At 69.2% G+C, this 23,402-nt stretch carries 22 protein-coding genes; 6 read left to right on the top strand and 16 right to left on the bottom strand.

The genetic code is table 11. The annotated features are described in order from the left end of the window. Positions 1-4 precede the first annotated feature (4 nt). Entirely contained in the window at positions 5-1,282 is a 1,278-nt protein-coding gene (locus BWI15_RS21560; RefSeq protein WP_077016292.1) for an acetyl-CoA C-acetyltransferase, read from the bottom strand. Next, positions 1,279-2,040: a TetR/AcrR family transcriptional regulator gene (locus BWI15_RS21555; RefSeq protein ID WP_077016291.1), complete on the bottom strand. Its 762-nt coding sequence runs from the start codon at positions 2,038-2,040 to the stop codon at positions 1,279-1,281. The genes BWI15_RS21560 and BWI15_RS21555 overlap by 4 nt, the downstream gene beginning before the upstream one ends. Before the next feature lie 167 nt (positions 2,041-2,207). Between BWI15_RS21555 and BWI15_RS21550 the strand changes: the two genes are divergently transcribed. Then, complete coding sequence (locus BWI15_RS21550; protein WP_237771396.1) at positions 2,208-3,536, top strand: acyl-CoA dehydrogenase family protein; 1,329 nt, start codon at positions 2,208-2,210, stop codon at positions 3,534-3,536. Between the two features lie 103 nt (positions 3,537-3,639). Here the strand turns inward: BWI15_RS21550 and BWI15_RS21545 are convergent, their stop codons facing one another. Continuing rightward, positions 3,640-4,179, bottom strand: a complete 540-nt coding sequence (locus BWI15_RS21545) for a DinB family protein (protein ID WP_077016290.1) — start codon at positions 4,177-4,179, stop codon at positions 3,640-3,642. 120 nt (positions 4,180-4,299) lie between these two features. Further along, positions 4,300-5,151 carry an NAD-dependent epimerase/dehydratase family protein gene (locus BWI15_RS21540; protein WP_077016289.1) on the bottom strand — a complete coding sequence of 284 codons (852 nt, stop codon included), beginning with the start codon at positions 5,149-5,151 and terminating at the stop codon, positions 4,300-4,302. Positions 5,152-5,308: 157 nt separating this feature from the next. Between BWI15_RS21540 and BWI15_RS21535 the strand changes: the two genes are divergently transcribed. Beyond that, positions 5,309-6,526 (top strand): GNAT family N-acetyltransferase, encoded by a 1,218-nt coding sequence (locus BWI15_RS21535; protein ID WP_077017173.1) that lies wholly within the window; start codon positions 5,309-5,311, stop codon positions 6,524-6,526. Positions 6,527-6,555: 29 nt separating this feature from the next. On the opposite strand, the gene BWI15_RS21530 is transcribed toward BWI15_RS21535, so the two are convergent. The 5 genes from BWI15_RS21530 to BWI15_RS21510 all read right to left on the bottom strand — a co-directional run bounded on the left by BWI15_RS21530 (position 6,556) and on the right by BWI15_RS21510 (position 13,457). Further along, positions 6,556-7,185, bottom strand: coding sequence for a VOC family protein (locus BWI15_RS21530; protein WP_143465766.1), 630 nt, complete (start codon positions 7,183-7,185; stop codon positions 6,556-6,558). 79 nt (positions 7,186-7,264) lie between these two features. Continuing rightward, positions 7,265-8,770, bottom strand: coding sequence for a nitric oxide synthase oxygenase (locus tag BWI15_RS21525; RefSeq protein ID WP_237771395.1), 1,506 nt, complete (start codon positions 8,768-8,770; stop codon positions 7,265-7,267). Between the two features lie 97 nt (positions 8,771-8,867). After that, on the bottom strand, positions 8,868-9,389 hold the full coding sequence (locus BWI15_RS21520; RefSeq protein WP_083750921.1) for a DivIVA domain-containing protein: 522 nt from the start codon (positions 9,387-9,389) through the stop codon (positions 8,868-8,870). Next, on the bottom strand, positions 9,337-10,638 hold the full coding sequence (locus BWI15_RS21515) for a globin domain-containing protein (RefSeq protein ID WP_077016286.1): 1,302 nt from the start codon (positions 10,636-10,638) through the stop codon (positions 9,337-9,339). The genes BWI15_RS21520 and BWI15_RS21515 overlap by 53 nt, the downstream gene beginning before the upstream one ends. A 479-nt stretch (positions 10,639-11,117) precedes the next feature. After that, the gene (locus tag BWI15_RS21510) at positions 11,118-13,457 is read right to left on the bottom strand and encodes a DEAD/DEAH box helicase (RefSeq protein WP_330359535.1); all 2,340 of its coding nucleotides are present in this window, start codon (positions 13,455-13,457) and stop codon (positions 11,118-11,120) included. A 439-nt stretch (positions 13,458-13,896) separates the two neighbouring features. On the opposite strand from BWI15_RS21510, the gene BWI15_RS21505 reads away from it, so the two are divergent. From BWI15_RS21505 to BWI15_RS21490, 4 genes are all read left to right on the top strand, one after another. Continuing rightward, the gene (locus tag BWI15_RS21505) at positions 13,897-14,088 is read left to right on the top strand and encodes a hypothetical protein (protein ID WP_077016285.1); all 192 of its coding nucleotides are present in this window, start codon (positions 13,897-13,899) and stop codon (positions 14,086-14,088) included. Between the two features lie 60 nt (positions 14,089-14,148). After that, a complete protein-coding gene (locus BWI15_RS21500) occupies positions 14,149-14,484 on the top strand; it encodes a YciI family protein (protein WP_077016284.1) in 336 nt (111 codons plus the stop codon). Between the two features lie 192 nt (positions 14,485-14,676). Next, a complete protein-coding gene (locus tag BWI15_RS21495) occupies positions 14,677-15,687 on the top strand; it encodes a Gfo/Idh/MocA family protein (protein ID WP_077016283.1) in 1,011 nt (336 codons plus the stop codon). A 24-nt stretch (positions 15,688-15,711) separates the two neighbouring features. After that, a complete protein-coding gene (locus BWI15_RS21490; RefSeq protein WP_077016282.1) occupies positions 15,712-16,710 on the top strand; it encodes a Gfo/Idh/MocA family protein in 999 nt (332 codons plus the stop codon). A 6-nt stretch (positions 16,711-16,716) separates the two neighbouring features. On the opposite strand, the gene BWI15_RS21485 is transcribed toward BWI15_RS21490, so the two are convergent. The 7 genes from BWI15_RS21485 to BWI15_RS40470 form a co-directional block, all read right to left on the bottom strand. After that, the gene (locus BWI15_RS21485) at positions 16,717-17,613 is read right to left on the bottom strand and encodes a helix-turn-helix domain-containing protein (protein WP_077016281.1); all 897 of its coding nucleotides are present in this window, start codon (positions 17,611-17,613) and stop codon (positions 16,717-16,719) included. Positions 17,614-17,696: 83 nt separating this feature from the next. Continuing rightward, positions 17,697-18,215 (bottom strand): GNAT family N-acetyltransferase, encoded by a 519-nt coding sequence (locus BWI15_RS21480; RefSeq protein WP_077016280.1) that lies wholly within the window; start codon positions 18,213-18,215, stop codon positions 17,697-17,699. Positions 18,216-18,291: 76 nt separating this feature from the next. Continuing rightward, the gene (locus tag BWI15_RS21475; RefSeq protein WP_077016279.1) at positions 18,292-18,993 is read right to left on the bottom strand and encodes a class I SAM-dependent methyltransferase; all 702 of its coding nucleotides are present in this window, start codon (positions 18,991-18,993) and stop codon (positions 18,292-18,294) included. Further along, the gene (locus BWI15_RS21470; protein WP_083750920.1) at positions 18,990-20,543 is read right to left on the bottom strand and encodes an ATP-dependent DNA ligase; all 1,554 of its coding nucleotides are present in this window, start codon (positions 20,541-20,543) and stop codon (positions 18,990-18,992) included. Before BWI15_RS21470 ends, BWI15_RS21475 begins: the two co-directional genes overlap by 4 nt. Before the next feature lie 33 nt (positions 20,544-20,576). Beyond that, the gene (locus BWI15_RS21465) at positions 20,577-21,545 is read right to left on the bottom strand and encodes a Dyp-type peroxidase (protein WP_077016278.1); all 969 of its coding nucleotides are present in this window, start codon (positions 21,543-21,545) and stop codon (positions 20,577-20,579) included. Positions 21,546-21,646: 101 nt separating this feature from the next. Beyond that, positions 21,647-23,059, bottom strand: coding sequence for a pyridoxal phosphate-dependent decarboxylase family protein (locus BWI15_RS21460; protein ID WP_077016277.1), 1,413 nt, complete (start codon positions 23,057-23,059; stop codon positions 21,647-21,649). Beyond that, positions 23,056-23,373 (bottom strand): MFS transporter, encoded by a 318-nt coding sequence (locus BWI15_RS40470; RefSeq protein ID WP_269087186.1) that lies wholly within the window; start codon positions 23,371-23,373, stop codon positions 23,056-23,058. Before BWI15_RS40470 ends, BWI15_RS21460 begins: the two co-directional genes overlap by 4 nt. Positions 23,374-23,402 lie beyond the last annotated feature (29 nt).

Raw genomic sequence — 23,402 nt, 5'->3', positions numbered from 1 at the left:
GCTCCTACTTCTCGAGAATCGCGACGACGCCCTGGCCACCGGCGGCGCAGATCGAGATCAGCCCGCGGCCGCCGCCGTTCTCGTCCAGCTGCTTGGCCAGCGCCGCCACGATCCGCCCACCGGTCGCGGCGAACGGGTGACCGGCCGCGAGCGAGCTCCCGTTGACGTTCAGCTTGGCGCGGTCGATCTCGCCCAGCGGCGCGTCGAGGCCGAGCCGCTCCTTGCAGAAGATCGGGTCCTCCCACGCCTTCAGCGTCGCCAGCACCTGGGACGCGAACGCCTCGTGGATCTCGTAGTAGTCGAAGTCCTGCAGCGTCAGCCCGGCGCGCGCGAGCATCTTCGGTACGGCGTACGCGGGGGCCATCAGCAGGCCCTCGGCGCCCTTCACGTAGTCGACCGCGGCGGTCTGCGCGTGGGTCAGGTACGCCAGCGGCCGCAGTCCGTGCTCCGCTGCCCACTCGTCGGTCGACAGCAGCACCGCCGACGCGCCGTCGGTCAACGGCGTCGAGTTGCCCGCCGTCATCGTCGCCGTCTCGCCCTTGCCGTACACGGTCTTCAGCTTGGCCAGCTTCTCGATCGTGGTGTCGGGGCGCAGGTTCTGGTCCTTGTCCAGGCCCAGGTACGGCGTGATCAGGTCGTCGTGGAAACCACGGTCGTAGGAGGCGGCCAGGTTCATGTGCGAGCGGTAGGCGAGCTCGTCCTGCGCCTCGCGGGTGACGCCCCACTCCAGCGCGGTCAGCGCGGCGTGCTCACCCATCGACTTGCGGGTCCGCGGCTCGGCGTTGCGCGGGATCTCCGGTACGACGTCCTTCGGGCGGACCCGGGCCAGCACCTTGAGCCGGTCCTGGAACGACTTGGCCCGGTTGAGGTCGAGCAGGATCGTGCGGAGCTTGTCGTTCACCGCGATCGGCGCGTCCGAGGCGGAGTCGACACCGCCCGCGACACCGGCCTCGATCTGGCCGAGCGCGATCTTGTTGCCGACCAGGATCGCCGCTTCCAGCCCGGTCCCGCACGCCTGCTGCAGGTCGTACGCCGGGGTGGTGGCGGCGAGCTTCGAGCCGAGCACGACCTCGCGGACCATGTTCCAGTCGCGGGCGTGCTTGAGCACGGCACCGGCGACGACCTCGCCGAGCTCCTCGCCGCCCAGCCCGGTCCGGTCGACCAGGCCGTTGAGTGCGGCGGTGAGCATGTCCGAGTTCGACGCGTGCCGGTAGTTCTTGTCCTGGCGGGCGAACGGGATCCGGTTGCCCGCCACGACGGCTACCTTGCGAGGTTCGGTCACGGTGTGTCTCCTGTAGTGCGTGAGGTGCGGCCGGCGGTCGCCTTGGAGGGTTTCGTGGATCTTCCGCCGAGCGCCTGACGGCCGACAGCGGTGGCGAGGGTGGCGGTGATGGCGGTCTCGCGCACGGTGGCGATGTCCGCGTGGTGCACGACCGGGTGGCCCGGCTTGGCAGCGGAGACGATCAGTCCCATCCGCGCCATGTGCAGCGAGCCGAGGGTCTGGGTGTAGAGGTGGTTGGCGAGGTAGTCGGTGTCGACCTCGTCGAACACGCCCGTGCGCTGGCCGGCTTCCAGGATGGTGGAGATGCGCTGGAGCGCGCTGCCCATCGCCGTCCCGAGCTTGGTCATCACCGGCTCGGTGATCTCGCCGAACAGCTCGTCGCCGGTACGCCGCAGCAGGCTCATCGCGCAGTCGGCGAAGGCCGGGTACTCCAGGCAGAAGTCGACGAACACCTCGCTGAGCGCCTTGAGCCGGTTCATCGGCGTACGGCGGGGGCCGTCGACTTCTTTCAGTCGCGCGTCGAGCTCGCCCAGGTAGTCGACCAGGGTGAGCGCGAACAGCTCTTCCTTGCCGGCGAAGTGGCGATAGATCAGCGCCTTGTTGATGCCGACGCGCTTGGCGATGTCGTCGATCTGGGCGTCGATCGTGCCGCGCTCGTCGAACAGCTCGCGGGTGCAGCGGATGATGTCCCGCTCCCGGTCGCGACGGCGCTCCGCCGTGGTCCGGCGGCGTCCGATCGCGAGCAGCGCGGAGCTCATGCACCCGATCTTAGCCACATCGCTACCCCCGGGTGCAAACGACGGTTACACTCGCGGGTAACATCGGCCTGCGCGGTACGCCGTACCGCTCGATGCTGATTGTGCCCCTGCTGTGTGACCCGCTGCTCTGCGCCCGGCCCCTCGCGGCGCGCCGTACGGAGGACTCGATGACCATGACCGACCCGAAGCCGTCCGTCTCCGCCGATGTGATGTCGCTGGCCGGCGAACTCGGCGCCGAGCGGTCCCGACCGGGCTGGAGCTCGTTCTCGCTCGGGATCAACGACGAGCAGCGCGAGCTGCGCGACTGGGCCCACACCTTCGCCGCCGACGTGATCCGCCCCGCCGCGTCGGAGTGGGACGAGCGCGAGGAGACCCCGTGGCCGGTGATCCAGGAGGCCGCGAAGATCGGCCTGTACGGGCTCGAGGCGAGCATCAACCTGTTCATCGACCCGTCCGGCCTGCTGATGCCGCTGGTCCAGGAAGAACTGTTCTGGGGTGACGCCGGCATCGGCATGTCCTTGGTGGGCACTGGCCTCGCGTCGTCGGCGATCTTCTCCAACGGCACTCCCGAGCAGTGGAGCCAGTGGCTCCCACGCTGCTACGGCACGGCGGACGACGTACAGGTCGCCGCGTTCTGCTCGTCCGAGCCGGGCGCCGGCTCCGACGTCTCCGCGATCCGCACCCGGGCGACGTACGACGAGAAGACCGACGAGTGGGTCCTGAACGGCCAGAAGGCCTGGGCCACCAACGGCGGCATCGCCGACATCCACGTCGTCGTCGCCACGGTCGACCCATCACTGGGCACCAAGGGCCAGGCCGCCTTCGTGGTCCCCAAGTCCGAGGTCCGGGGCCTGGAGCAGGGCACGAAGCTCAAGAAGCACGGCCTGCGAGCCTCCCACACTGCCGATGTCTTCCTCGACAACGTGCGCATCCCTGCGGAGAACGTGCTGGGCGGCAAGGAGAAACTCGACGCCCGCCTCGCCAAGGCCCGCGAGCCCCAGGACTCTGCTGGTCGAGCCCGCAACGCCTCCATGGCCACCTTCGAGATGACCCGCCACATCGTCGGCGCCCAGGCCATCGGTATCGCGAGAGCGGCGTACGAGTTCGCCCTCGACTACGCCAAGGGCCGCGAACAGTTCGGCCGCCCGATCATCGACAACCAGGGCATCGCGTTCAAGCTGGCCGACATGGCGATGGAGATCGACGCCGCTCGTCTGCTGGTGTGGCGAGCCGCCAACATGTCGTCAGCTTTGATGCGAGGCGAAACCCCCGACTACCGCCACGGCGAGGGCTCGATGGCCAAACTGAAGGCCGGCGAGGTCGCGGTGAAGGTGACGGAAGAAGCCATCCAGATCCTGGGCGGCAATGGGTACACGCGCGAGTACCCGGTAGAACGCATGCACCGAGACGCCAAGATCTACACCATCTTCGAGGGCACCAGCGAGATCCAGCGTTTGGTGATCTCGAGGGCGATCTCGGGTATGCGGATCAGATAAAGCAGGACGCGCAAAGACAAAAGACAAAGAGAGAGAAATAGAGTGGTAGTTGCCTGGCTGCTGTTGGCGTACGGCTGCAGCCAGGCCGGTGGTTCGCGGGCGACTACAGACCCGCCCCGAGCCATCGAGGATCGGCCGGTAGAGCATCGGTGAGCAGGTCGAGGTGGCCGACGTGGCAGGCCGTCTCCTCGAGCATGTGCACCATGACCCAGCGAAGTGTCACGGGGCCCTTCCCGAACGAGGGGCGGGGCGCGGTCGTGTCGAGTGTCGGAAGCCGGCTGGCCACCTGGCGACTACGAGTGCAAGCCGCCCGGTATAGCGCGGAAATCTCCTCCACTGTGTCACCGGCCGCGGACTCGAAGGCCCACTGCGGTTGGGTGTCGAGCGGCGCCGACGCCCACGGCTCAGGAAGCTCGCCTCCTCCGACTCGTGCAATGAACCAGTGATCTTCCATGTGCGCGAGATGCTTCACAATTCCACCCGGCGTCAGGTCTGTCGCCGGCAGGCTTTTCGTTCGCGCCTGCGCGTCCGTCAGCCGTTCGAGGCGTGAAAGCGCCCGGTGACGGTACTGATCGAGGAATTGGCTGAGCGTGGTGCGCTCATCGGCGTCGAGTTCCGGGTATCTCTCAGCGTCAGCGTTCATTCTGTTCTGAATTCCTCCGCCGCCCTCGTTTTAGGCGTGCGGTGGTCGGGGGTTGGTTCTCTGTCCACACGCCATCTCGGATCCGCTGATATTCAGCAGGTCAGAGACGAGGGTGGGCCGCTAGCTGTCGCGCCAGGAGTGCTGCGGTTCGTAGCCGAGGAGGCGGCGGGCCTTGTCGATTGACAGGAGCGTCTCGTTCGGGCCGAACGGGCGCTTCACCGGTACGCCGGGGAAGACTTCGGCGAGCAGTTCCTCGTTGGGGCGGGACATGACGGTGTCCGCGTTGGCGACGATGAACACGTCGGTGCCGGTCACGTCGTACTCGAGCGCCTTGCGGACCGCCTGGGCGCCGTCGCGGGCGTCGATGTAGCTCCAGAGGTTCCACTTGCGGGCCTGGGCGTCGGTGTCGAACGAGGGGAAGCGGGTGTAGTCCTCGGGGTACATCACATTCGAGAACCGTAGGCCGATCAGCTTGAGGTCGGGGTGCCAGCGGCAGAGTTGACGGGCCATTTCCTCCTCGAGGGTTTTCACCAGCGAGTAGGTGCTGCCGGGGCGCGGCGGGTAGTCCTCGTCGACCGGCACGTACGGCGGGAACTCGTCGAAGGGGAGGCCGAGGACGGTCTCACTCGATGCCCAGACCAGGTTGCGGACGCCGGCTCGCAGGGCGGCTGAGAACACGTTGTACGTCGCGGTGATGTTGTTCTGGAACGTCGCTGCGTTCGGGCGCAGACCCGGCGCGGGAATCGCGGCCAGGTGCACCACCGCGTCGACACCGTCGTGGCGGTCGTCGATGCCGGCGATCGCCTCGTACGTCTGGCCGAAATCGGTCAGGTCGAGCCGGGTCGACGTCACGTCGGCCCGCGCCGGCGGGGCCTGGTCGAGGGCGATCACCTCCCACCCGTGCTCGGCGAGGTGATCAACCACCGCGCGCCCCAACTTCCCGCTGCTTCCGGTCACCGCTACTCGTGCCACTCACCGATCGTCGCAGAACCGGGCGGCGGTCTAGAAGTTTGCTCATCGGTTGGACTACGGAGGGCTCGGCGGCGCGCTTCACGGAGCTGTGAGCTGGGCGCCTGTCGAACCGAAACTGGGTCGAGGAATGTCGGTCGCGCGTGTGACGATGCAGGGCATGGTGAACTCCGAGTACGAGGTGCGGGCGGCGACGGCGGACGAGCACGATCAGTTCGCGGCGTTGTTCGGGGCGGCGATGATGTTCGAGAGCGCGCCGGGCGATCTCGATCGGGAGCTGTTCGAGCCGGAGCGGGCGTTGGTGGCCGTGGATGGTGATCAGTTCGTCGGTACTGCGAAGGCGATGACTCGGGATCTGTCGGTGCCGGGGGCTGTGGTGCCGGCTGCGCACATCACGGCGGTCGGCGTCAAAGCCACTCATCGCCGGCGGGGGATCCTGTCCAGCTTGATGAGCCGGCAGTTGCGCGAAGTGCCAGAGGCGTTGGCGGTGCTGTGGGCCAGCGAGCCGGGGATCTACGGGCGGTTCGGGTACGGGCCAGCTGCTTGGGGTGTGTCGTACGAGGCTGATCTGCGGAACATCAAGCCGTATCCGGTGACGAGCGGGGCCGGTCGTCTTGAGGAAGTGCCGGCCGAGGACGCCGCGGGGCAGTTGGCACCGATGCTTCGGGGGCTGCAGGAGAAGCGGCCGGGGGTGTCGGGGCGGTCGGAGTTGGAGTGGCGCAGGCGGTTGGAGGACAAGCCGGACCATCGCGGTGGGAAGACCGCGCGCCACATCCTTGTGCATCGCGACGAAGCCGGCGGCTTGGACGGGTACGCGCTGTGGCGCGGCAAGTTGAGTTGGGGACCAGCGGGTCCGGCCAACGAGGTGACCGTGGAGGAGTTCGTCGCTCTCGAGCCGAACGCCTACCACGCGCTGTGGCATCACCTGCTGACGCTCGACCTGGCCGGCAAGCTCGAGTACGGCCATGGCGCGCTCGACGAGCCGCTGCAGCAGTTGGTGACCAATCCGTTGGCGCTCACCCGGCGGCTGGGGGAGTCGCTGTGGGTTCGGATCACCGATGTCGGCCGGGCGCTGGAGCAGCGACGGTATGCGACCAGCGTGGACGTCGTGATCGAGGTGACCGATGACCTGATCAAGACCAACAACGGCCGGTACCGGCTGACCGGTGACACCGAGCAAGCTACTTGTGAACCCACCGAGTCAGCGCCGGATGTCTCGCTGTCGGTGAGGGAGCTCTCCGCGGCGTACCTGGGTGGTCGTGCGCTGAGCGAGTTCGCTGCGACGGGTCGAGTCACGGAGAACACTGCCGGCGCTCTGAATGCGCTGACGGCCGCACTCCGCTGGCCGGTGGCCCCGGTGAGCATCGAGGTCTTCTGAAGGACGTCAGAAGACCTCGATGAGAGAAGCTACTGCGGAAGCTCCTGGCCGGTGCGTTCCGCGTGCATGTATTTCGCGTACCACGCCGGCCACTCGGCATCGTGCTCGCCGCCGTTGCGCGCTTCGTGTTCGCCGTGGGCCGTCGCGGCGCGGGTGAGGGCCTGCTCAAGGTCTTCGACTGAGGTGTACGTGACCTCCGTGGCGTCCACCCGGCCGGGGAGGCGGGTGGTGACTTCCTGGAGGAGCCAGGTGTTGCCGTCGGGGTCGGCGAACGTGGCGAACGAGCCGTAGCTGGCGCGTTCGTCCGCGGGGCCCGTGGCGCGGCCGGGGTTGTCGGCCAGGAACTGGGCGCCTGGGGTCTCGGGGTGGAACGCCGGGCTGACGTCGACGCCCCGGGCGGCGAGTTCGTCCCGGGCGGTCTCGATGTCGGAGACGATCAGGTAGAGGCCTTGCGCGGAGCCGGGTTCGGCGGTCGTGATGTTGCTGCCGAACTGGACGGACGCCGGTGAACCCGGAGGCGTGAACTGCACTACACGGAAGCCGTTGTCGAAGGCGAAGTCGGCGTCGAGGCGCCACTCCAGCCGCTGGTAGAACTCCTTCGCCCGGTCGACGTCCGTCACCGGGATGACGACCGCCTCGAACTTGAAGTCGGTACTCATGGCTTCCTCCTGAGATGTTGATTCTGCTGGGAACAACATCCCGCCGTACCTGCGGCATTCCACCCAGCCGTTGCCGATTTCAACGAAAGGCCGGGGGAGTGCCGTGCAGAGCTCGGGTCGTGGCGTCGGGGTCGGCGAAGAAGTTGGGGACCTGTAGTTCGCTGTCGTAGAGGCGGTGGAAGACCGGGGTCTGTGAGCCGGACATCGGGGGAACGATCCAGCTCCAATCGGTGGGGCAGCGGCGGCCGGCGCGTTCCTCCCGTTCCAGGTGGACGAGGAATCTGCGGGACTCGGTGTGATGGTCGGTGATGCTGACTCCGCTCGACCGGAACGAGTGCAGTACGGCGCGGTTGATCTCGACCAGGGCACGGTCGCGCCACAGCGTCGCCTCGTCGGAGGTGTCGAGACCGAGCCGCTGGGCGACCTCGGGGACCAGCGCGTAACGGTCGCTGTCGCCCAGGTTCCGGGCGCCGATCTCCGTGCCCATGTACCAGCCGTTGAAGGGAGCGGCCGGGTAGGACACCCCGCCGATCAGCAGGCGATTGCTGCTGATCACCGGGACCGCGTGCCACCGCAGGCCCAGCTCGGCGAACCACGCCAGCTCGGGGTGCTCGAGGGAGACCTCGTGGACCGACTGCGAGGGGAGTTGGAACATCCGCGGTCCCTCGTCGACGGTCTCCACGACAAGCGGGAGTACGTCGAAGGCTCCGCGGACCTCGGGCGGCTGCCACCCGCGCCGCACGAGTTCGCGGGTGAACGACACGTAGCGGGGATCCCCGAGCACGCGCCCGTCCGGTTGCTCGTAGCCGGCGTACCGGATGAGTTGCTCGTTCCAGATCCTGGGGGCGGGCCGGTTCGGAGTCTCCGGAGCGAACACGCTGATCATCGGCCGGATCTTGCCGCCGTTGTGCGCCGCGCGCAGATGGTCGAAGCAGTGCCGGGCAACGCCGCCGGCGTCGCCGACGGTCCTCAGGTCGCGCACCTGGAGGCTGCGCCAGTACAGGCGTCCGATGCACCGTGCATTGTTGCGCCAGGCAACGCGAGCGCCGAACGCCAACTCCTCAGGGGTGTGCCAGTACGTGCCGGTCAGGTCGATCTCGCGCATCACCGCGGCGAGCCGCGGTCCGAGCCAGCCGGCCTGCGGGTTCTCGGCGTGGTAGAGCTCGAAGAACTCCTCGGCCGCTGCGCGAATCGCATCGCTTCCCGGGGTCTCCGGAGCTGGTTCGGGATCGCGCCGGTGCACCGGTCTGGCCCGGACCCTTCCAGGTCCTGGCGACGCCCGTCGGCCAGCGCGCGGGATCTGCGGCCACGGCCGGTCGCCGACCTGCAGCAGCTGCTCCCCAGGGCGAGCGACGAGTTGGTGTGCGCAAATCCCCACTGCCAGCAAAACAATCGCCACGACCGGTACGACGACACCCGCGCGGCTCACGAACAGGTCCCAGCCGAGTTCGACCGCGCCGATGGTGACGCCGGACACCGCCAGGCCGGCCACGGCGAATGCGACAGCCACCAGCGGACTGTGCCGTGTTGCCGGCTGGTCGGCCGCGACGTCGTGGAACGGGCATGTCGCCGGTGAGTCGTTCATGTCGTGCCTCCACAACCTGACGTGCCGACGGCAGCGAGAACTTCTGTTGTGTCGTGTGCCTGGGCGGGTCTCCGAAGAGTTGGCACGGAGTCGGTCCCTAGCCTGCGGCCCCCGGACCGCTCCCGGTCCGGAAACGCGGTGGAGTGTCCCTGGGGGCGTCGAACAGCGGGTCGGGCGCCACATGACCCGGTTCGCCGGGCTGCGCCGTGGCCGCGAGCTGATCGACCTCGGTGGCGAACGAGCTCACGATCGACTGCATCTGCGCCTGGGCCGTCTGGGCGTACGCCCGAACCTGCTGCCCGGCCGTGTCCATCGCCTCCGCGACGATCCTGCGCTCGTGCTCGCGGGCCTGCCCGATGCGTTCGCGCGCGTCCCGGCTGACGTCCTGGACCATCTCCTCGACCACGAGCTGTGCCTGGCTGAACATCTGGACGACCTGCTCGTTCACCCGGTCGCCGGCCTGCTCGTACTGGTCCAGCTCCCCCTGCACGCGCTGCAGCTCGGCCTGGAGACGGGCAATCTCGGAGCGGCTGTCGCCGAGCTCCTGGTCCATGGCCTGCACCTGGTCAGCGAGCCGATCGAGGTAGCCGTAGACCTCGCCCGCGTCGAGACCACGCATCCGCCGCTGGAACGTCTCGTCCCGGATCGACCGCGGTGTCAGTCGCGGAGAGGTGTCGCGGTGGTTGTTGGTCCTCACTCGGTGTCTCCTGCCGTGATAGCGATGGCCCGGCCGTGTGCTCGTCCGCGGCCGCGTAGTAGAAGTGCTCGTACTTGATGTGTTCGGGGGACATGCCGGCGGCGGCGAGCCGCTCGAGCGTGTGGGCGACCATCTGCGGGCCGCCGCACACCATCGCCGTCCGGCCGTGCAAGGCCTGACGGGCCGCGACTGTGCCGACCTTTCCGCGGACGCCTGGATAGGACGGGTCGTCGGACACGACTTCGGTGTACTCGAACCACGCGCGGGTCTGCGCCAGTTCGCGCAGCCGGGGCCGGTCGTAGAGATGCCAGGGCATCCGGACGCCGTGGAGCAGGTGGACCAGGGGTCCGCTGCCCGACCGATGCCACTCGCGGTCGATCTGTTCGACCAGCGCCAGCAGCGGAGCCAGACCGGTACCACCGGCGACCAGCAGCAACTCCCGCGCGGCGTTGTCGCGCAGCGTCAGCCGCTCACCGACCGGCGCGCCCAGCTTCACGGTGTCGCCGACCTTCAAAGAACGCACCACGGTCGGGCTCACCAGCCCGCCGTCGATCTGCTGGACGTGCAGATCGATCGAGCCGTCCGAGCGCGGGGCGTTGGCGGGGCTGAAGTACCGCCACTGCCGGGGGCGTTGCGGGATCTCCATGGACACCGACTGGCCGGGGCGGAACTCGAACGGGCGCCGCGGCCGGACCGTGAGCAGCGTGAGGTCCATCGTCCGTCGCTCGGCGGAGATCACGTCGGCATCCCACCAGTCGGGGCTGGACTCCGACGACATCTCGGCGGCTTCGACCATGATCCGGGCCACCACCTGGTACGCCGCGGTCCAGTGCGCGGCGAGCTCCTCGTCCCAGTCGGACCCGAGAAAGTGCATCAGCGTCGCGCACAGCGAGGCGCCGACCGCGTTGTAGTGCTCCGCGAGTACGGCGTACTTGCGGTGGTCGCGGCCGAGGTGTTGCAGGAAGGACGCGTCGTTCTCGATCTGGTCGGCGTGGCTCACGATCCGGCCGAGGGCGCCGACGAACTTGTCCCGCTGGTTGGACATGGACAGCGGGAACATCGATCGCACTTCGGGATAGGACACGAACAGGTGAGAGTAGAAGTACAGCGGGACCTGCTCGCCGTGTTCGGTGACCTGGTCCCAGCTGCGTTGCAGGGCGTATGCATCCATCGGGCTTCGCTATCTGTCTCGAAACGGCAGCTCTTCGAGGTAAGCGAACGGTTGATCAGTCGCAGACCCGTTTTTCCGGTCGCCGGCCGCTCGTGCCGGCACGTACTGCGTTGACAAGGGTGCCCTCCCAGATCCAGTCCCCGAGTCTTTTCTGTCCTTCGACGATTCCGATCTACCCTAGGCCCGATGGGCTGAAACCGGTGCGGAGAACTCAATCGTCTCGAAATTCAGGATCGCCCGAACGCTTGATATTTGGACGGTTCTGCGGTTGGGTGCGCGGGCCGCGCGCCCGGTGCGTAAATGTTGCTAGCGGCAACTGATTCTTTTCGCAGGTCAGACACCGATTCACCGGGCAAGCTCCGCGACGGCGCAAAAAGTGGTCTATTCCGCTCGCCTTTAGTGGTCTACCCCGGAATATGCCCTGAAATAGCAATCGGGGGCCGGAAGAATCCGGCCCCCGAGCTGTCGAACGCGTCCGGCTACGCAGATTCCAGCGCGTTGGTGAGCAGGGTGACAAGGGCCTCGACCTGGATGTCGGTGGTGGCCAGCTCCTCGGCGCTGGCGCCGTCGAGGGCGACCGCGGCCAGACCCGCCTTGGAGTCGATCAGGTCGGCGATCCGGGTGTCGATGGTCTGCGCCGCGATGACGCGCCAGGCCGTGACGGGCTCTTGCTGGCCGATGCGGTGGACGCGGTCGATGGCTTGGGTCTGTTCGGCGTTGGTCCAGGACAGTTCGGCCAGGACCACGTTGGACGCGACCTGCAGGTTCAGGCCCACGCCGGCGGTCAGCAACGAGCAGACGACGATCGAGACGTCCGGGTCGTTGACGAAGGCGTCGATGTTCTTCTGGCGGGCCGTGGGGGACTGGTCGCCCCGGATCGAGGCGTACTGGATGCCCCGGTCGGCGAAGAGCTGCTCGGCGGTGTCCATCGCCTCGATGTGGCGGGCGAAGTACACGACCTTGCCGACGTTGTGCGCCAGCTGGGCGGCGTAGTCGGCGGCCAGGGCGGCCTTCGCCTTGCCGATCCGGCGGACGAGGGTGAAGACGTTCTCGCCGGTCTTGGCGGTGGAGGTCTCGGTGCGTTCCCACTCGGCGACCTGGCGGACCAGGTGGTGGTCGATGCCGTCGACGGTGACGCCGGACGTGCGCATCTCCAGCGCGGTGCGGTAGCGGTTGACCAGGCGCTCGGCCAGCTCGCGTTCGGCTTCGCGGATCGAGCGGCCGACCGAGCCGTCGAGCTCGACGGGCAGGTTGGCGATGCGGCGGGCCGGGATGTCGGCGGCGACGTCGACCTTGCGGCGGCGCACGATGCCGAGGTCGATCACGCTGGCGCGGGCCGCGGGGTAGAAGGCGGGATCGGCCGGGGTGAGATCGGTCGCCTCGAGCTTCTCCATCAGTTCGGCGCCCGGGATCTTCTCCTCGATCCAGCCGAGGTACTGCCAGATCGCGGTGAAGTCCTCGATGTCGTTGATCAGCGGCGTACCGGTCAGGGCCATCAGCAGCGGGCGCGCCGTGCGGGACCGGATCCGCTCCGACAGGTGCAGCACGTTGCGCGAGCGGTGCGACTTCTTGTTCTTGATGAAGTGCGCCTCGTCGACGACCATGCCGCGGAAGCCGAGGTCGCCGAGCCAGCCGACGTGGCGGTCGAGCACCTCGTAGTTCACCACGACGATGTCGGCGAAGCCGTCGATCGAGTCGCCGTCTCCCTGGATCACCGTCGCCTTGCGCTTCGGTGTCCACAGCTCGGCCTCGCGGGCCCAGTTGGTCTTGACGACGTTCGGCACGACGACGAGCAGCGGGTACGCGTTGGCGGCCTGGGCCGCGAGCAGCGCCTGGGCCGTCTTGCCCAGGCCGGGCTCGTCGGCCAGCAGGAACGTCCGGTGGCCGGCCGCGACCGAGGCGATCAGCTGCGCCTGGTGCAGCATCAACTCGCGGCCGCCCGCGGCCGAGAGCGAGGACGGGTCGGGCAGCGACATGCTGGCCGTGGCCCCCGCCTGCTCGAACGACCGCAGCAGCGGACCGATCAGCTCCCAGCCGGCGAGGCGACGGGGGCGGGCTTCCTTCTGCGGAGCAGCGGAGAAGTCCGGGGCGAGGAACGGGTTCGCCAGCTGGCGAGACACGACCGACTGCGGCACGACCTGGCGAGGCGGCGGGGCCGCCTCGGTCGGCTGCGCGACCGGCGCGGGCTTCTCCACCGGCGCCTCGAGGCCTGCGGCGCGCAGCATCTCGCGCTGGAGCGCCACGGCGGCTTCGGACATGACGGCGTCCTCGGCGAGCAGGGCGAGCAGCGAAGGCTCACGGGCGGCGGTCTTGGCGAGGATCGTCGCGACGCCGTCGAGTCGCCGCAACTGCTCGGCGCGGTAGGCGTCGGTCGCGGTCGTGTCGCCGTTCACCTGGGCGCGCTCGTGGCGGACCAGCAGGCCGATGACCTGGAACTTCGTCCGGACCGAGGGCACGATCGCGCCGCGCTCGACCGCGGCCTCGACCTCCCGTACGGCGCGCGCGAGGACGGGGATCAGCCCGTCGGAGTCGTCGGTACGGCGGCGTCGCCGCGCGCCGCCCCGGGGCGTGCCGGGCGAACCGCCGCGCGACGAACCGCTGGATCCGCCGCGCGAAGCGCCACCCGACCCCTTGCGCGGAGCGCCGCCCGACCCGCCGGACGAACCGCTCGACCCACCCCGCGAGGACCCGGCCGACCCACCCCGCGAGGACCCGGTCGACCCTCCGCGCGCAGCACTCGTCGAACCACCACGCGAAGCGCCGGCTGAACCGCCGCGCTGCGCGTCGGTGCCGGTCTGGCGACGACCTCGGTTGGCCAAGAATCCTCCTCAAAGCCACCACGGCACGGTGCCGTGGCACAACACAACGCCTACGCCGTCGCCGGTTCGGGGACCGGCACACGGCACGGTCCACCAACTCGTCGAGCGGCCGAGGACTCCGGCGGAACTGGCCGGCCGTCGTGCGGGACGACGGGTGATCGGCCGTGGGATCCAGCCCCGGGCGAAGTGGATGCGGCGGAGATCAGCGGTGCGGGGGCGTTCAGCCCACAGCCAATAGTAGTTCCCCGCCCCCGGTGGCTGTCACCGGTACGGAGAGGTTATCCGTCCGGGCGGTCCACCTCGGGGTGGCGTCGACTTGTCCACAGGCACCGACGAGCCTTGATGCACAATCTGTGGACGGTTGTGGACAACCTGTAACAGGGAATCGCAGCCGGCTGAAACATCGCGTTCGGGAAGCATCACGGGGTACCGGGGCGGCATGACCGAACCGAGCGATGACCAGTACACGGACCAGGACTCAGAACCGACGATGACCGCTCCCACTGAAGGCCGGCCCGACGGTACCGAAGCCTCACAGCCCACCGAGCGCAGCGACGACGACGGCGAGTTGCCGCCCGACGATGCGCAGGGGACGCGGCGGAAGGAAGGGTATTTCGAGCAGCCTGAGTGAGTAGGGCGGGAGGCGTCCGGTTGACTGGTGCTCGCCCTGGCCCGTCTCGGAAGGACCTCCATGCAGTTCGCATTGCTGTACTACTACGACCCCGCGGTCGCGGGTCCGACGAAGGAGGAGCTGCTCGACTGGCTGGCCTTCGACGGCGCCGTACGGAAGGCCGGGGCGTTCGTGCACGAGGCGGGATTCCACTCGGCGTCGCGCGCCCGCACCGTCCGGGTGCGCGACGGCAAGCCGGCGACCGAGCAGGGCGGGGCGACCGGCGCGCCGGTCCTGGCCGGCTACTACGTCATCGATGTCGACACCATCGAGGCCGCCGAGGGCTGGGCGGCGAGGATCCCGACCGCGCGGTACGGCGCGGTGGAGGTCCGCCCGATCGTCCAGTACGACGCCTGACGCCCCGCCGACCACCTCGGCGCGATCCGCGAATCGCTCGGAATCGTTTCCAACAACCTCGCTCGCATCCTGAGACGAACCGCCGATCCGGCCCGCACGCGGCGTCCCGGGTTGGTTAGGTAGACCGGGAGATCGTTTTCCGGCGCAGCGCCGGGACCGGTCGGCAGACCAACCTGGTGCGAGGAGGAGAAGGTGTCGAAACCGCTCAAGATCGCGGCGCTGGGATTCTGGCACGTGCATGCGGGGGACTACGCAAGACAGGCTCAGCAGCATCCGGGCACCGAACTCGTCGCGGTCTGGGACGACGAACCAGCGCTCGGCCGGCCCGGGGCCGAGCAGTTCGGCGTGCCGTACACCGACGACCTGGACGCACTGCTGGCGCGCGACGACCTCGACGGCGTCACGGTCACCACCGCGACCACCGTGCATCGGGACCTGATGGTGAAGGTCGCGAACGCCGGCAAGCACATCTTCACCGAGAAGGTGCTCGCGCCGACGGTCGCGGAGGCCGAGGAGATCGTCGCCGCGGCCGATGCCAACGGCGTGAAGCTCGTCGTCTCGCTGCCGCGGCTCGCCCACGGCTACACCCAGGCGATCCGCGAGGTGATCGACAGCGGTGACCTCGGCACGCTCACGTACGGCCGGGTCCGGCTGTCGCACGACGGCGCCGTGTCGGACGGCGGCAAGGGTGGCTGGTTGCCGGAGCGCTTCTTCGAGGCGAAGACGGCGATCGGCGGCGCGCTCACCGACCTCGGGTGTCACCCGGTCTACCTGACCCAGCTGTTCCTCGGTGCGACACCGGAAACCGTCAGTGCGACGTACCGGTCGGTGGCAGGTCTGGGGCTGGAGGACAACGCGGTCGCGACGATCGGGTACGGCGACCAGAAGATCGGGGTGATCGAGGCGGGCTTCGCGAGCCGGAACCCGTTCACGATCGAGCTCTTCGGGACCGAGGGAAGTCTGACGTACACCGAGGACGGCAACTCGCTGCGGGTCTTCGGACCGGCGTTCGGGGAGGGAAGGCAGCTGCCCGTCCCCGAGCACGGCAAGGACCCGTTCGCGCAGTGGGTGGACCACATCAACGACGGCACGCGCGCCGACGACAACCTTGCGCGAGCGGTCGAGCTGACCCGGATGGTGGTCGCCGCCAACGAGTCCGCCGAGCAGGGCACGGTCGTCCGGTACGACGGCCCGGCCGCCTGACCGATCCAGTCGAAGGAGACATCCATGCCAGACATCAAGGTCGGACTGATCGGCGCCGGCGGCATCGCGACCGCCCACATCCACGGCTACCGTGAGCACTCGGATCGCATCCGCGTGACCGCCGTGGCCGACGCCGTCGAGCAGACCGCGGCCGACCGGGCCGGCGAGCTCGGCGCCACGCCGTACACGGACTACCGGCAGATGCTCGAGATCGAGGAACTCGACGCGGTCGACATCTGTTTGCCACACCACCTGCACCGGGACGCGATCGTCGCCGCCGCGGAGGCCGGTAAGCACATCCTGTGCGAGAAGCCGCTGTGTCTGACGGCGCAGGAAGCGGCGGACGTCAAGGCGGCGGTCGCGGCGGCGGGCGTGACGCTGATGTGCGCGCACAACCAGTTGTTCCTGCCAGCTGTGGCCAAGGCCAAGGAACTGCTCGACGCCGGGACGATCGGGACCGTGTACGAGGTCCGAACCACCGACAGCTTCTACAACGACTTCGACCCGTCGACGATGGGCTGGCGCGCGAGCGCCGCGACGAGTGGTGGTGGCGAGCTGATCGACACCGGCTACCACCCGACGTACCTGCTGCTGCATCTGGCGGGTGGGACGCCGGTCGAGGCGACCGCGATGCTGTCGACGCACCGGCTGAAGTTCATGGAGGGCGAGGACTCGGCGCAGGTGCTGGTCAGGTTCGACAACGGGGTCGTGGGTCAGCTGGTGACGAGTTGGGCGTACCAGCCGGCTGCGGTGACCGAGCGGTTCTCGGTGGTGGGGGAGCTCGGAGCTCTGCACAGCGACGGGAACTCGCTGACGATTCGGCTGCGGTCCGGTGAGATCAGCACGGTCGAGCTGGAGCCGGTCAACACGTTCGTCGCCGAGATCGGCCACTTCGCCGACTCGCTGCTCGGCAAGACGCGCCCGCTGCACACCGAGGAGGAGGGCATCGCGGTGCTCGGCATCCTGCTGGCGGCGTACGAGGGCGCTCGCAGCAAGACGATTGCCCCTGTGCTCAACCTCTGACCGCTCTCAGGGCGCGGCTGAGCGGCGAGACCTCCGACTCAGCTGTCTGCGCAGGGCCTTGAGGTGCTCCGCCGTGTCCTGTGGTGGTGGAATCGTCGACGCGAGTGTGTCCAGCAGCTTGGTGTAGGAATCCACGTCGTCGCGCTTGTCCAGATACAACGCGCTGGTCAGATGCTCCAGATAGACCACATCCGGTAGATCGGCCTCGGGGAACCGGAGCACGCTGAACGCTCCGCCCGAGGCGGCGTGACCCGTGCTGGCCGTGGGGATGATCTGCAGCGTGATGTTCGGGCGCTCGATCGCCTCGAGCAGTGCGGTCAGTTGGGCGCGAAGGACCTCGGGCCCGCCGATCGGGCGTTGCAGCGCGGACTCCTCGACGATCGCCCACAGCTTGAGTGGTGGCTCGCGGTCCAGGGCTTCCTGCCGGGTCCGCCGGAGCGCGACGAACTGCTCGATCTCGTCCTCGGTGCGGTCTCCGGTCGCGGTGAGCTGGGCGACGGCCCGCGTGTACTCCGGGATCTGCAGCAGGCCGGGCACGAACTGGACCTCGTAGGTACGAATCAGCGACGCGGCCGCCTCAAGACCGAGGTAGGCGTCGAACCAGTCCGGAGTGACGTCGCCGTACTGGTGCCACCAGCCGGGGTTGTTGGCGTCGCGGGCGAGCTGGAGCAGACGCTCCCGCTCGGCGTCGTCGCGGACGTCGTACAGCGTGAGCAGGTCGAGTACGTCGCGCTGCTTGAAGCCGACCCGGCCGAGCTCCAGCCGGCTGATCTTCGACTCCGAGCCGCGGATCGCCCAGCCGGCGTCGGCACGACTCACCCCGGCGCGCTCCCGCAGTCGTCGCAGGTGCGCGCCCAGCATGATGCGCAGGGCCGTCGGCCCCGGCTCGTTCCGCCCGGCCATGCCATCAGTTTACAGGAAGATCGAACAGATGTTCGATTCGCTCGGTAAACTGGTAGTGATGTGACAGGTGGGATGAAAAGGGTCTACCGCAGCGACTTCGTGAACATGAGAACAGCGTCGTCGTCGAGCCGAACCAGCTCGCCGGGTGGAACCTGACGGTGGTCGTAGATGACGCCGCGCCCGTCGGGGATGTAGCCGCGTCGCACGTACATGCGCTGTGCGGTGCCGTAGTCCGGGTAGAGGCCGACCCCGATGCCGACGACGTCCGAGCGTTCGGCGACCAACTGCTCGGCGAGGTCCATCAGGCGACTGCCGAGTCCGCGCCGGCGGTACGCCGGCAGCACGTTGAAGTCCTGGATCTCCGGGATGCCGTTGAACGGCTCGTACGGCGACTGCCACCGCACGGTCACGTACCCGGCGATCTGCTCGGCGCCGTCGAGGTCGATCGTCGCGACCAGGACATCGCGCCGGCCGGCCTCCTGGTCGAGCAGGAAGGCCTCGAACTGGCTGACCGGTTTGTCCCACCCGACCGCGACGAACGCGGCCGAGATGACCGCCGGATCGCCCGCGCGCATCCGGCGGATCGTGAAGGCGTCGCTCATGTCCATCTCCCCAGGGTCGCGAACCTGGCGAGCCTAGGCGCTCCGGCTGCCGGAGTCGTCCCGTTTTCCGGCGGGGTCAGTCCCGCAGGAACTCCGCACGCCAGCGGTACGACGTGGGATCGGAGGGACCGGGCACACGTTCGAGCTGAATGAGCCGCAAGTCGTCGACCGCGAACGCCTCGACACCGGCGCGGGTGAGCGGCCAGGGCGGGCCTTCGATGTCGGCGTCCGGCTGGCCGTCATCCCGGGCGGCCGCGATGACGACCAGGCTGCCTCCGGGGCGGACCTGTTCGCCGACCTGGCGGGTCGCGTCCGGTTGCAGAGCAATGGGCAGGGCCTGGACAGTGAAGATCTCGACGACCAGGTCGAAGGCTCGATGCCATTCCGTGGGCGGGTTGAGCAGGTCGGCGACCACGTACTGCGCCTTGGAGTCGGGATGGGCCTGCTGGGCGGCTTCGACCGCGGCGGGGGAGATGTCGAAAGCGATCGTGTCGAAGCCCAGGTCGGCGATCAGCTCGGCGTCCCAGCCGGTTCCCGCACCGACCACGAGCGCGCGTTTGCCGCTGCCGTCGGGCTCGGCCGTGGACACCCAGTCGGCCAGCAGTGGGTGCGCCATCCCGCGATCCCACGGTATAACGGCGCGGCCGTCCGCGGCCGCGGTGTACAGCCGGTCGAACCAGCCGGTCGGATCGTCGGCGGCCAGTGACTCCCGCGCGAGCCGGCGGGTCGCGACGTCAGGGTCGGCGGCGGAGTCCTGAGCTTCGGCTTGGTCGGTCATGAGGCCTCGTCTGGAGTGTGGATGGACCGTACGGTCTGCACAGTGTCCGCCTGGTCGGGGGTCTTGTCCTCGCGATACCGCAGCACGCGGGCGAAGCGCAGCGCCATGCCGGCGGGGTAACGCGGTGAGGTCTGCACGCCGTCGAACGCGATCTCGACCACGATCTCCGGCCGCAGGTAGACGGTGTAGTCGTCGCGGCGGACGGCGATCTCCTGGAATCGCTCGGTCTGCCAGCGCAGCAGCTCGTCGGTGAGGCCCTTGAACGTCTTGCCGAGCATGACGAACTCGCCGGTGGTCTCGTCGCGCGCGCCGAGATGGAGGTTCGACAGCCAGCCGGTCCGGCGGCCGTGGCCCCACTCGGCGGCCAGGACGACGAGGTCGAGGGTATGGGTCTGCTTCACCTTGACCCAGCCGGACCCGCGCCGGCCCGCCTCGTACGGCACGGTCAGCGACTTGACCATCACGCCCTCGTGGCCGCGGCCGACGGCGTCGGCGAAAAACGCCTGGCCGGCTTCGGCGTCGTCGGTCACCAGACGCGGGATACGCCGGTGCTCCGGGACGAGTTCGCTCAACCACTCGTGCCGCTCGGCGCCGCCGAGGCCCAGCAGGTCCTGCCCGTCGAGATGCAGGATGTCGAAGAAGTACGGCGTGAGCGGCACCGTGTCCGGACCGGTCGCCGCGCGGGTCGCCGTCCGCGAGCCGGTCACCTGGAACGCCTCCGGGCGGCCGTCGGGGCGCAGGGCGATCAGCTCGCCGTCCAGCACGACCTGCTCGGCCTTCAGCTCCAGCGTCGCGGTCACGACCTCGGGCACTCGGCTGGTGATGTCGTCCAGCGTGCGGGTGTAGACGACGACGTCCGAACCGTAACGGTGGACCTGGATGCGGATGCCGTCGAGCTTCCACTCCAGCGCGGCCGGTGAGCCGGTCTTGTCCATCGCCTCGGCGACGGTGGTCGCGGACTGGGCGAGCATCGGCTGCACCCCGCGCCCGACCTCCAGCCCGAACTGCGCGAGCCCGGCCTCGCCCTCGGTCAGCGCGGCCACGGCGACCGGCGCCGCCGCACCTCGCAGCATCGTCGCCGCACGGATCTTGGCCAGCGGGATCCCGGTCGCCTTCGCGACGGCGTCGGCCATCACGCCGTCCAGCGCGCCCTGGCGCAGCTCGCCCGCGACCAGCAACCGCAGGAACGTCTGCTCCGCCGCGGTCGCCCGGCCGAACAGCGCGTCGACCGCCTCCCGCCGGCGCGCCTGCGAGCCCGCACCGGCGATCTCGGACAGCTCGGCGAAGGCCCGGTCGACCTCCTCGACCGTCAGCGACGGCTCCGCCGCCGGCGCGGGCACTTCGGCCAGCGTCCGCCAGCCCACCCCGGTCCGCCGCTGGCGCAGCTCGCCGGACAGATAGGTGACGACGACCTCGGTCTCGACCGGGTCGGTCGCGGCCGACAGCAGCTCCGCGATGAACCCGGCCTTCGCGAGGCGCGACCGCGTACCGCTCAGGGCGGTGGAGGTGGCGACCACATCGGCGAGCAGCATGGTCCCAGTCTCACCCATGCCACCGACAGTTTCCGGGACCGACCGGCGGCGCTACGGAGCCTTCGGCAGGTCGTCGAGGAAGTCGGCGGACGGGGTGAAGAACAAGGTGCCGGTGACCGCGGTGGAGAAGTCGAGGATGCGGTCGTAGTTGCCGGCCGGTTCGCCGAGGAACATCCGGCGCAGCATCAGCTCGGTCACGCCCGGGTCCTTGGCGTAGCCGATGAAGTACGTGCCGAACTCCTGTTCGCCGATCGAGCCGAACGGCATGTTGTCGCGCAGGATCTGCAGCTCGTTGCCGTCGGCGTCCTCGATCACGTTCAGCGCGATGTGGGAGTTCGACGGCTTGGCGTCGTCGTCCAGCTCGATGTCCTCGAGCTTGGTCCGGCCGATCACCAGCTCCTGCTGCTCGACGGTCAGGGCGTTCCAGGCCAACATGTCGTGCAGGTACTTCTGCACGATCACGTAGCTGCCACCGGCGAACTCCGGGTCTTCCGCGCCGATCAGCACCGCGTCCTCGGCGTCGCGGCCGCTCGGGTTCTCGGTGCCGTCGACGAAGCCGAGCAGGTCGCGCATCTCGAAGTACTTGAAGCCGTGCACCTCGTCGACGACGGTCGCGGCGCCGTCCAGCACCTTCATGATCTGCTGGGCCAGCTCGAAGCACTGGTCGAGCTGCGCGGCGCGGATGTGGAAGAGCAGGTCGCCCGGGGTGGACACGGCCTTGTGCTTGCCGCCGTCGAGTTCGGCGAACGGGTGCAGTCCGCGCGGCCGCGGCCCGCTGAACAACCGGTCCCAGGCGTCGGAGCCGATGCTGGTCACGCACGACAGGTTGCCCGCGGGGACGCGGAACCCGACCGAGCGGGTCAGGCCGGTCACGCGCTCGAGGAGGTCACGCGCCTTCTCCTCGCCGCCCGGTTCGATCCGGACCACGAGAAAGATCGCCGAGCCGGTCAGCGGCATCAGCACCGACTGCGGCAGCGCGCGCGTCGAGGCGGTCGGACCGGGCGTCGGGTCGGTCACCATCAGGAGCTCCTCCAGTTCGTACGACGTTCAGGCGTCAGCATGCAGGAATCGGTCGCCGGGCCGCCGCATCGGGGTGCCCGTGCGTCCCGGGCGAGCAGCTGTCAGGCCGGTCGCATCAAGCGGTCCAGGAAGGCGATCAGCAGAGCTTCCCGCAGACGTGGGGGAGCGACGTCGAGCAGCGCGTTGACCGGCGCCATCCGGTCGGGCAGGCTGCCCGTCGCCGCCGTATCGCCGAGACCGGCGATCGCCAGCAAGCCGTCGAACGCGTCGTCGTCGAGCGTGGCCGGGTCGAGTGCACCGGCTGCAGCGGCGAGCTCGGGCGCGACCTGGACGGGACCTGCCGCCTGGGCCGCGCGGGTCGCCGTACCGAGTGCTTCGACCAGTTCGTCCAGACGGCCGGCGGTTGCCGCGCTGACGGTGAGGTGCAGCGACGCCGAATGATCACGGAAGCTCAACTGCGGCTGGACGAACCAGCCGAGCTCGGCCATCTCGTCCGCGAGCGTGAACACGTCGGCACGATCGTCGCTGCGCAGCGCCACCAACGTCGTCGCCGGCTCGGCGAGCACACTCAGCCCGTCGATCTCGTCGACCCGTTTCGCCAGGTGCACGGTCGCGTCGTACGCGCTGCGCGCCAGCCGCCGATAGCCGTCGTCGCCGATGTGCTGGACGACGGCCCAGGCAGCGGCGAGCGGCGCGCCCGACTTCGTGGACTGCATCGTCGAGTTGAGCATGGTGTAGCCCGGCCAGTCCGCGCTGGCGAAAAACTGCGCTCGGCGCAACGACGCGTCCCGGTGCAGCAGGATCGAGGCGCCCTTCGGGGTGTACGCGTACTTGTGCAGATCCACCGAGATGCTCGTGACCCCCGGTACGGCGAAGTCGAACTCCGGCACGGCCACGCCGTCCAGCCGGAGGTACGGCAGGATCCAGCCGCCGATGCACGCGTCGACGTGACACCGCACCCCGCGCTCGGCCGCGACCGCCGCGACCTCGCGGATCGGATCGACCACGCCGTGCGCGTACGACGGCGCGCTCGCGACCAGCAGCACCGTGTTGTCGTCACAGGCTTCGGCCATCGCCCCCGGATGCGCGGTGAACGTCTCCGGATCGACATCGACGACCACGGCCCGGACGCCGAAGTAGTGCGCGGCCTTGTGGAACGCGGCATGCGCCGTCGAGGGGATCACCATGTTCGGCGAGGAGAAGCCGGCCGCGTCGCGGGCGGCCTGGACCGCGAGCAGGACCGACTCCGTTCCGCCGGACGTGACCGTCCCGACCGCGGACGGGCCGTTCAGCAATCGGGCCGCCCGGCCGACGAGCTCGTTCTCCAATGTGCGCAGGCTCGGGAAGACCGTCGGATCGAGCCCGTTCGTCGCGCCGTACTGTGCGAGCGCCGCGCGGCCGAGTTCGTCGGCCTCGGTCAGTCCGGAGTCGTAGACATAGGCGAGCGTGCTGCCGCCGTGCGTCGGCAGGTCGCCCGCCTGCAGCGCCCGCAATCGGGTCAGGACGTCGTTCATCGCGCCTCCAGGACTTCGCCGGCCGTGAGCTTGTACCGCGTCAACGAGAAGAGACTGAGGGCGATCAGCACCGCGGGCACCAGCGACAGCCCGAGCACGATCGCGTTCACCGCCGATCCCGGCTGCACTGCGGACCGGTCGGTCGACGACACGTAGCCGCCGAGCGCGAGCACCACGGCGTACAGGCCGGGGCCGAGCGCGAGGCCCAGGGTTTCGCCGGCCGTCCAGATCCCGGTGAAGACGCCGGCCCGGCGAACCCCGCTGCGGGCCGCGTCCACGGCCGCGACGTCGGGCAGCATCGCGAGCGGGAACACCTGGGCACCGGTGAAGCCGATCCCGACCA

The organism is Kribbella sp. ALI-6-A, from assembly GCF_001984195.1.
Taxonomy (GTDB): Bacteria; Actinomycetota; Actinomycetes; order Propionibacteriales; family Kribbellaceae; genus Kribbella.
The sequence above is the reverse complement of the archived record's forward strand: the minus strand, read 5'-3'. Positions and strand labels throughout refer to the sequence as shown.